The sequence below is a fragment of the Daejeonella sp. genome (assembly GCF_044232565.1).
Classification (GTDB): Bacteria; Bacteroidota; Bacteroidia; order Sphingobacteriales; family Sphingobacteriaceae; genus Daejeonella.
In genome coordinates, this window is the sequence record NZ_JBIILQ010000121.1 from 1 (window position 1) to 8,241 (window position 8,241).

The window sequence follows — 8,241 nt, forward strand, 5'->3', positions numbered from 1 at the left end:
GCTAAAAGTGCGGTGACTACTGGTTTTTGCATAAACAAATATAATATTTGAAATTAATTACATCGCCTGAATCTAATTCTACTATCCAATTTTATTTAAAAGCTGAATCAAAATAAGAATCAATAATTGGTTCTAGAACTCCAAATTGTGAATTAATGGTATAATAATAAATCATTCCCTTAAATCCCTAATTTTTACTGACTTTTGTATCATGACACCTTCAGAAATAAATAAAAAGTGGACAGAGCTACAGGAAAAAATCGCAAAAGATTTTGATTCAGAGCTTCCTGATATGAAAGTAATGTTATTTTTAATAGGTGTACAAGAACTTGGCAAAGGACCATTAAAATTCAGTAAGCGCCAAAAAGAAGAACTCATGCATATTGCCAACTGCCGACTTTTTAGTGAGCTCGGTTTTTATGAACTAGAAGGCGTAGATCAGGATGGTTGGCCACATTGGAAATTGGTCAAAAAAATTCCAGCTTATACCATTTTAGAGCAGGAAATGATCATGAGATCTTTAATGATTACCTATTTTGAGAATCTTTAATATAAATATTAATCAATTTTAATAATGAGAAAATATCTTACAATAATTTTAATTCTAGCCATTACCACGGCTTCTGCAAAACCTAAACACGATTTTGTTCGAATTAAAACCACTATGGGTGAATGCATTATTATGCTCTACAACCAAACCCCAAAGCATCATGATAACTTTTTAAAACTCACCAAAGAAGGCTTTTATAATGGTACCTTATTTCATAGAGTTATTCAAGAATTTATGATTCAGGGTGGTGATCCAAGCTCAAAAAATGCTACACCAGGGCAATCCCTTGGATCTGGCGATTTAGGATATCGCGTAGATGCAGAGTTCAGAGACAGTCTATTTCATAAAAGGGGAGTTTTAGCAGCCGCAAGCGATGGCAATCCAGAAAAAGCTTCTAGCGCAAGCCAATTTTATATTGTTCAAGGTAAAAAATGGACCGATACTAGCCTTGACGAACTTAGAATAAAAAGAATGAATAATCGGGTTATTCCTGAACCTCAACGTAAGGTTTATAAAGAAATTGGAGGCAGCCCCCACCTTGATCAAACATATACAGTATATGGCGAAGTGGTAAAAGGAATAGAAATGGTAGATGCTATTGCCAGTGTCAAAAAATCGGCATCTAATAGACCCCTAGAGGATATAAAAATGGAAGTTAGCATCTTAAAAAAGAAGGAAGTGCGAAAATTAGAAAAACAACTAGGTCTTAAAAACAATACGCTTTAATTAAGATGAAAATAATCTCCTATAATGTAAATGGTATCCGAGCCGCCCTTAGTAAAAATTGGTTGCAGTGGTTAAAAGCTGCCGATCCGGATGTAGTGTGTTTACAGGAAATAAAAGCAACACCTGATCAAATTACAGATTTGGTTTTACTTGAGGAATTGGGCTATGAACACTATTGGAATCCTGCAGAGAAAAAGGGCTACAGTGGCACAGCCATCTTTACTAAGATTAGTCCGAAACACGTTGAGTACAGCTCAGGAATGGATGATTACGACCGTGAGGGTAGAATAATTAGGGCTGATTTTGATGGCGTATCGGTTATAAGTACCTATTTCCCTTCCGGATCAAGCGGTGATGAACGTCAGGCATTTAAATATCGCTTTTTAGACGATTTTCAACAATACTCTGATAAGTTAAAGCTTGAATACCCAAATTTAGTGATATCCGGCGATTACAATATATGCCATAGGCCAATTGATATCCATAATCCTAAATCAAATGCCAATTCATCCGGATTTTTACCTGAAGAAAGAGAATGGATGGATAACTTCATAAAAAGTGGTTATATCGATTCTTTTAGACATTTTAATGCCGAACCACACAATTATACCTGGTGGAGCTATCGTGCGGGTGCAAGAAATAAGAACTTAGGGTGGAGAATTGACTATAATATGGTTTCTGAGAGTCTGCAAGAAAAGCTTAAACGGTCAGCAATCTTACCTGAAGCGAAACATTCGGATCATTGCCCAATATTATTGGAACTCGATTTATAATTAAAATTGCCAAATTTTATCCGGACAAATACAAAAGTCAAGTTTGGTATCAAATTCATTTAAGTCGCTAATTTCGTCTACGGGTTCAAAGAAGGAAATACCAATTTTTTTAACATCCGGTCGGCATTTACTTAAAAATCGATCGTAAAAACCCTTTCCATAACCTGCTCGGTTTCCATGCCTATCAAAGGCTAACAGTGGAACAAAAACTAGATCTATCTGATCTTTTGCAATAAGTTTTCCATGAATGGGCTCAGGAATATCGAATTTATTGAGAGCTAAAATAGTGTAATCGTGATCGTAAAGAACATTCTCCATTTCAAATGTTTCAAAATTGGTACGTGGAATCACAATTTGCAATTGAGGTGCGGCAAATTTAAAGTAATTGAGAATAGAGAACGTATCAATTTCTTTGTACTTTTTAATGGGCAGGAAAATATGAACCGTGTTGTACTCTAACCAATCGATCTGTTTAAATTGATCCAATAATCTATCCATGAGCATCCAATACTTAGATCTCGATAAGCCCTGCCGCTTATTTAAAAAATGTATTCGCAATGAAGCTTTATCCACACTACGAATTTAAAAAAGAATAGAGAAATATAGCAAGCCAAATTTTTAAAAATGAGATAACATTCTAGATTAAAAAAGCTTGTAAAAAAAAGGCCCTCTCATAAAGAAAAGGCCGCATTATCAAATAAACTAAATTATTTTACTCTTTCAATGTAGTCGCCTGTACGAGTGTCTACTCTTACCTTATCTCCTTGATTTACAAAAAGTGGAACACGGATTTCGATACCAGTTTCAACAGTGGCACTTTTCAACGCATTTGTAGAAGTATCCCCTTTAACAGCAGGCTCGGTATACGTAATTTCCAATTCTACGTTTGAAGGCGCTTGGGCCATAATTGGCTCATCACTTTCAAAAGAAACGATTACATTCATACCTTCTTTCAAGAATCTAGCAGCTGATCCGAAAAGAGTCTTTTCAACACTAAATTGCTCAAAAGTTGTATTATCCATGATAACAAAATAATCACCCTCTTCATAAAGATATTGGTAATCACTAGTTTCTACACGGCAAATTTCTACCTGCTCATCAGTGCCCATTCTAGCTTCTACAATTTTTCCGCTACGGATATTACGCAATTTACCAATGTAAAATGCCCCCCCTTTGCCAGGTGTACGGTGAATAATTTCTTCAACAGTTACTAATTCGCCGTTGTAACGTAAAATGTTCCCTGATTTAATTTCTGACGCTTTTGCCATGCTATTATTGGATTATATCGAGCTGCAAAGATACAGGCATTTTGTTAAATTTCCAAAGGAAAACGCTTGATGCAATGGGGGCTTAAAACCCAGAAAGGCTATTTATAATCAGCTAGATTTATCCTGTGTTGGCAAAAACTGTACTCTTGTTCTTGATTAGAGCAAATAATTACTAAGCGATCTGAACACTGGCTAGAGGCTAAGTTTAGGTACCAGTCAAGCCCCTGCTGATCTAAATTTGAGCTTGGCTCATCAAGTAATAATAGTTTTGTATCAGAGCAAAAAGCAAGTGCAAGTTTAACTCTTTGTTTCATCCCCGACGAAAAGTATTTAATAGGCTTAAATTCTGAATTTTTTAATCCAAGAAGTTCAATAAGATTTCGCCTATCAAATCCTTTACGGTATTTCTTAAATCGGAAGTGAAATTCAATGAGTTCGGAAAGTGTAAATTCTTCTATTAGTTCCAAATAAGGCGCAGCCATGCTTTGATGCATAAAAACCTGATCCTGATCAATAAGCATATCTCCCTGAAAATAATTAATATGACCCTCAGAACTTGTTAAGCTTCCGGAAATAAGCTGTAATAATGTCGATTTTCCAGCACCATTAGCACCTAAAATAGCATAACTGTTGCCAATTCTAAACTCATAATTAACGTTTCTGAAAATCCATTCGCGATTAAATCGTCTTCCAATATGCTCTAGCCTAATTTTCATATGGAATTTGAATCGAAAAATTTATTATTAAGAATTACCAAAACCCTTCATAACACCCCTATTTGAATTGCGTATAAAATCAAGAATTTCATCACGTATTTCGGTTGGTTCACGTTCGGTTTCAATAATATCTAGCGACTTACTAATATTTAATTTCTTTAGGAATATGGTTCGATAGATATCTTGAATTTCATTAATCTGATCCGATGTAAATCCCCTACGTCGCAATCCTACGGAATTGATTCCAACATACGACAATGGTTCACGTCCGGCCTTTGTATAAGGTGGAACATCTTTACGAACCAATGAGCCACCTGAAATAATTGAATGGGCTCCAATTGAAACAAATTGATGAACTGCCGAAGTACCACCAATAAAAGCAAAATCTTGAACTTCAATATGCCCAGCCAACTGAACAGAGTTGGCAATAATTACATTGTTTCCAATTACACAATCATGCGCCACATGCACATAGGCCATTAATAAACAGTTATTACCAATTGTAGTAGTGTTTTTATCAAGTGCCGTTCCCCGGTTTAATGTCACGCATTCGCGAATAATGGTATTATCGCCTATCGTAACCGTTGATGGTTCTCCCTTATATTTTAAGTCTTGCGGTGGAGCCGACACAACTGCTCCCGGAAAAATACGACAGTTTTTACCAATACGGGCACCGTCCATAATCGTTACATTCGATCCAATCCATGTACCTTCTCCAATAACAACATCTTTATAAATGGTTACAAATGGTTCAATTACAACATTTTCGGCAATTTTAGCCTGAGGATGTATATACGCTAAAGGTTGGATCATACGTTTTCTTCTGTTTCTTTAACTCTAATTATTTGGGCCATCATTTCTGCTTCAACCACTATTTTCTCGCCAACCATACCTACACCTCTCATCTGACAAATACCTCTACGAATAGGCTCCATCAAATCACAACGGAAAATTATAGTATCGCCAGGAAGAACTTGTGCACGGAATCGAACTTTATCGATTTTTAAAAAATAGGTGAGATAATTGCGCGGATCGGGAACAGTGCTTAGCACTAATATTCCGCCAGTTTGTGCCATAGCTTCAATCTGAATTACTCCAGGTAAAACAGGAGCACCCGGAAAGTGACCTTTGAAAAATTCCTCGTTCATGGTCACATTTTTTACACCAACAACATGTGATTTGGAAAGTTCAAGAATTTTATCAATAAACAAAAAAGGTTGCCTATGAGGCAAAATATTCATGATTTGAACTACATCATAAAGAGGTGTAGAATTAGGATCATAGACCTGAATGTTTTTTTTGGATTTTTCTTTTTTTATCTGTGCCTTAATTTTCTTTGCAAAGGCAACATTAGCTGCATGACCAGGTCTTGCAGCCATGATATGACCCTTTAAAGGTACACCAACAAGAGCCAAATCGCCAATCATATCAAGTAGCTTATGACGAGCGGGTTCATTTTGATGGCGCAATTCAATATTGTTTAAAATTCCCTCTCTGGCAACATCAATATCATCACGATTAAAAAGTATGGCAAGATTCTTTAATTCATCCTTACTAACTTGCTTATCAACTACAACAATTGCATTATTTAAATCACCACCTTTAATCAAATCGTGCTTTAATAACATTTCCAATTCATGAAGAAAACAAAATGTACGGGAAGAGGCAATTTCCTTCTTGAATTCTGCTAAAGTTGTAATGGCAGCATGCTGACTCCCTAATACTGGCGAGTTATAGTCAATCATACAAGTAAAACGATAATCGTCTAATGGCATCGCTACCATTTCTACCTTACGGTCTGGTTCCGAATAGTGTATGTTATGAGGTATGCTATAATATTCTCGGTAAGCATTTTGATCAACAAATCCAGCAGTTTCAAGAGCCTCAACAAACATAATTGAACTACCATCCATAATTGGAATTTCTGGACCATCAAGCTCAATCATTACATTATCTACCTCAGTTCCTACTAAACTTGCCAATACATGCTCCACTGTATGAACACTAGCACCATTTTGAGTTATAGTAGTACCTCTTGATGTATCAGTTACATTATCAACATCTGCATCAATAATTGGTGAGCCTGGAAGATCAATACGCTTAAACTTATACCCATGGTTCTCAGGAGCGGGTTTAAAGGTCATCTTGGCCGCCTTGCCTGTATGTAAGCCAACACCGTTTACGGATATTTCAGATTTAATTGTTCTTTGTTTTACATTCATAGTATTGATTTGTTCAGATGCTGAAATTGATCACAACAAACGACTTTTTATTATGTTTTCAAGTTCCTCGATTCTTTTTTCAAGATCAGGTAAACGTCTTGTGACTACTTGTACTTTTAAGGATTCACGCAAAGATGTCAAAGGCAAGCCATTCCAGCTTTGATTTTCTTCTTTTATGGTATTATTTACCCCTGATTTTGCACCAATATTGCTGCCGTTAGCAATACTGATATGACCCACAATACCAACCTGGCCACCAATAATACAGTTTTCTCCAATCTTGGTACTGCCAGATATTCCAGTTTGAGCGGCAATTACAGTGTTTGCTCCAATTTCAACATTATGCGCAATTTGTATCAGATTATCTAATTTAACACCCTTTCGGAGTATGGTTGATCCCATTGTGGCTCTATCAATAGTAGTATTTGCTCCAATTTCAACATTGTCCTCAATAACCACATTTCCAATTTGACTTACCTTCTTATAAGAACCTTCAGGGCCCTTAACAAAACCGAAACCATCACCACCGATAATAGCTCCGGAGTGTATGATTACATGATCGCCAATAGTACAATTAAAATAAACCTTGACTCCAGCATATAGAGTAACGTTTTTACCAATTACAACGTTATCTGCAAGATAGGTATTGGGGTAGATTTTACTACCATCACCAACGATAACATTCGGTCCGATATATGCTAAAGCCCCAATAAAAACGTCTTTTCCGATTTTTGCAGTCGGATGAATAAAACTTGGTGTCTCAACACCACTTTTCTTGGATTTTATTAATTCATCATACTTTTCTAAAAGTACTGAAAAGGCACTATAAGCATTCTTTACCTTAATTATGGTGGCTTTTATAGGATGAGCGGGTACAAAATCATCATTTACAATAATGACAGAAGCTCCCGAATTATAAACAAACTGTTCATATTTAGAATTTGCAAGGAAGGATAAAGAACCCTCACTTGCCTCTTCAATTTTAGAAAGTTGATTTACTATAACTTCAGGATTACCTTCTACAGTCCCCTCAAGTAATATTCCAATCTGATGTGCAGTTAATTGCATGCTGCAAATTTATATGTAATAAGTTAACGAACAAATTTTGAGTATAATAGCTTGGCTATTAATTAACATTTTTTAACTCTTTAAGGTAACAAAGTATGTATTTCTGAACCGTTCTAGCTAAAGCCTCTAAGTTTGAATTATCTGAAGCCTTTGCTATATCTTGAATGGAACCATCTTTCATTAATATTTTAATACTTCCATCGCCCACACTATAAGCTTTATTTTTAATGGTATCAGTAAATACGAAATATGAGGTGTCATCGTCAGAAATTTCGTATTCATCTGTTACTTTTTCTGCCAAATCGTTAATTCTTTCTATCGATGGAGGTTCATTAGTAATTTCAACCTGGTATAAATTTCTACTTATCAAGTGAGAGCAAAGCGTTGAAAGAATAAGGTCTTCATCATTTACCCACACTTTTATGGAGGTAAATATATCATTATCATCAAGCTTTGTAAAACGCTCAATATTTAGAGGGTTATTTTTAAAATCTTGCATGCTAATCGAATTCTTCAGAAAATATGAAAAACAAGGACTAGCAAAGAGATTTCTGCCTTCTTGTGATAATTCCTTTGCTCTCTCTAATATTTTTACCAGCATTTGCTCAGCAGCAATAACCGTTTTATGCAAATAAACTTGCCAATACATTAATCGTCGGGCAATTAAGAATTTCTCAATCGAATAAATGCCTTTTTCCTCTATAACCAATTGGTCGTCAACAACATCTAGCATTTTAATAATTCGGTCGAAACTAATCACACCTTCAGATACTCCAGTAAAAAAGCTATCTCTATTCAAATAATCCATTCGATCGAGGTCTAATTGTCCGGATACCAATTGGTGTAGAAATTTTTTATGATAACGATTATTAAAAATTTCTAGAGCCAATTCAAGCTTTCCGCCAAACTCACGATTTA

The 8,241-nt window shown here is 35.6% G+C and carries 10 protein-coding genes; 3 read left to right on the forward strand and 7 right to left on the reverse strand.

Annotated elements, in window-relative coordinates; all coding sequences use genetic code 11:
- The first annotated feature begins 211 nt into the window (after positions 1-211).
- Genes ACILQF_RS07820 through ACILQF_RS07830 form a run of 3 tightly spaced genes read left to right on the forward strand, consistent with a single transcriptional unit; the run spans position 212 to position 2,049 of the window.
- Positions 212-550, forward strand: a complete 339-nt coding sequence (locus ACILQF_RS07820) for a hypothetical protein (protein ID WP_395626861.1) — start codon at positions 212-214, stop codon at positions 548-550.
- Positions 551-574: 24 nt separating this feature from the next.
- Complete coding sequence (locus ACILQF_RS07825; protein ID WP_395626862.1) at positions 575-1,276, forward strand: peptidylprolyl isomerase; 702 nt, start codon at positions 575-577, stop codon at positions 1,274-1,276.
- A gap of 5 nt (positions 1,277-1,281) precedes the next feature.
- Positions 1,282-2,049, forward strand: a complete 768-nt coding sequence (locus ACILQF_RS07830) for an exodeoxyribonuclease III (RefSeq protein WP_395626863.1) — start codon at positions 1,282-1,284, stop codon at positions 2,047-2,049.
- Here the strand turns inward: ACILQF_RS07830 and ACILQF_RS07835 are convergent, their stop codons facing one another.
- From ACILQF_RS07835 to ACILQF_RS07865, 7 genes are all read right to left on the reverse strand, one after another.
- Positions 2,050-2,622 carry a 5-formyltetrahydrofolate cyclo-ligase gene (locus ACILQF_RS07835; protein ID WP_395626864.1) on the reverse strand — a complete coding sequence of 191 codons (573 nt, stop codon included), beginning with the start codon at positions 2,620-2,622 and terminating at the stop codon, positions 2,050-2,052.
- Positions 2,623-2,756: 134 nt separating this feature from the next.
- Complete coding sequence (gene efp, locus ACILQF_RS07840) at positions 2,757-3,317, reverse strand: elongation factor P (protein ID WP_395626865.1); 561 nt, start codon at positions 3,315-3,317, stop codon at positions 2,757-2,759.
- Between the two features lie 98 nt (positions 3,318-3,415).
- Positions 3,416-4,033 carry an ATP-binding cassette domain-containing protein gene (locus ACILQF_RS07845; protein WP_395626866.1) on the reverse strand — a complete coding sequence of 206 codons (618 nt, stop codon included), beginning with the start codon at positions 4,031-4,033 and terminating at the stop codon, positions 3,416-3,418.
- Positions 4,034-4,060: 27 nt separating this feature from the next.
- Positions 4,061-4,846 carry an acyl-ACP--UDP-N-acetylglucosamine O-acyltransferase gene (gene lpxA / locus ACILQF_RS07850; protein WP_395626867.1) on the reverse strand — a complete coding sequence of 262 codons (786 nt, stop codon included), beginning with the start codon at positions 4,844-4,846 and terminating at the stop codon, positions 4,061-4,063.
- Positions 4,843-6,255 carry a bifunctional UDP-3-O-[3-hydroxymyristoyl] N-acetylglucosamine deacetylase/3-hydroxyacyl-ACP dehydratase gene (locus tag ACILQF_RS07855; RefSeq protein ID WP_395626868.1) on the reverse strand — a complete coding sequence of 471 codons (1,413 nt, stop codon included), beginning with the start codon at positions 6,253-6,255 and terminating at the stop codon, positions 4,843-4,845. Before ACILQF_RS07855 ends, lpxA begins: the two co-directional genes overlap by 4 nt.
- Before the next feature lie 30 nt (positions 6,256-6,285).
- Positions 6,286-7,323, reverse strand: coding sequence for a UDP-3-O-(3-hydroxymyristoyl)glucosamine N-acyltransferase (gene lpxD / locus ACILQF_RS07860; RefSeq protein WP_395626869.1), 1,038 nt, complete (start codon positions 7,321-7,323; stop codon positions 6,286-6,288).
- Between the two features lie 58 nt (positions 7,324-7,381).
- Positions 7,382-8,241: HD domain-containing protein (locus tag ACILQF_RS07865; RefSeq protein ID WP_395626870.1), on the reverse strand; the 860-nt coding region annotated here is incomplete at its 5' end.

What these genes read in the sequence shown, in the direction of transcription:
- ACILQF_RS07830 (WP_395626863.1), top strand. Translation starts at nt 1,282, where the DNA reads ATGAAAATAATCTCCTATAATGTAAATGGTATCCGAGCCGCCCTTAGT.
- lpxA (WP_395626867.1), bottom strand. Translation starts at nt 4,846, where the DNA reads ATGATCCAACCTTTAGCGTATATACATCCTCAGGCTAAAATTGCCGAA.
- efp (WP_395626865.1), bottom strand. Translation starts at nt 3,317, where the DNA reads ATGGCAAAAGCGTCAGAAATTAAATCAGGGAACATTTTACGTTACAAC.
- ACILQF_RS07825 (WP_395626862.1), top strand. Translation starts at nt 575, where the DNA reads ATGAGAAAATATCTTACAATAATTTTAATTCTAGCCATTACCACGGCT.
- ACILQF_RS07845 (WP_395626866.1), bottom strand. Translation starts at nt 4,033, where the DNA reads ATGAAAATTAGGCTAGAGCATATTGGAAGACGATTTAATCGCGAATGG.
- ACILQF_RS07820 (WP_395626861.1), top strand. Translation starts at nt 212, where the DNA reads ATGACACCTTCAGAAATAAATAAAAAGTGGACAGAGCTACAGGAAAAA.
- lpxD (WP_395626869.1), bottom strand. Translation starts at nt 7,323, where the DNA reads ATGCAATTAACTGCACATCAGATTGGAATATTACTTGAGGGGACTGTA.
- ACILQF_RS07855 (WP_395626868.1), bottom strand. Translation starts at nt 6,255, where the DNA reads ATGAATGTAAAACAAAGAACAATTAAATCTGAAATATCCGTAAACGGT.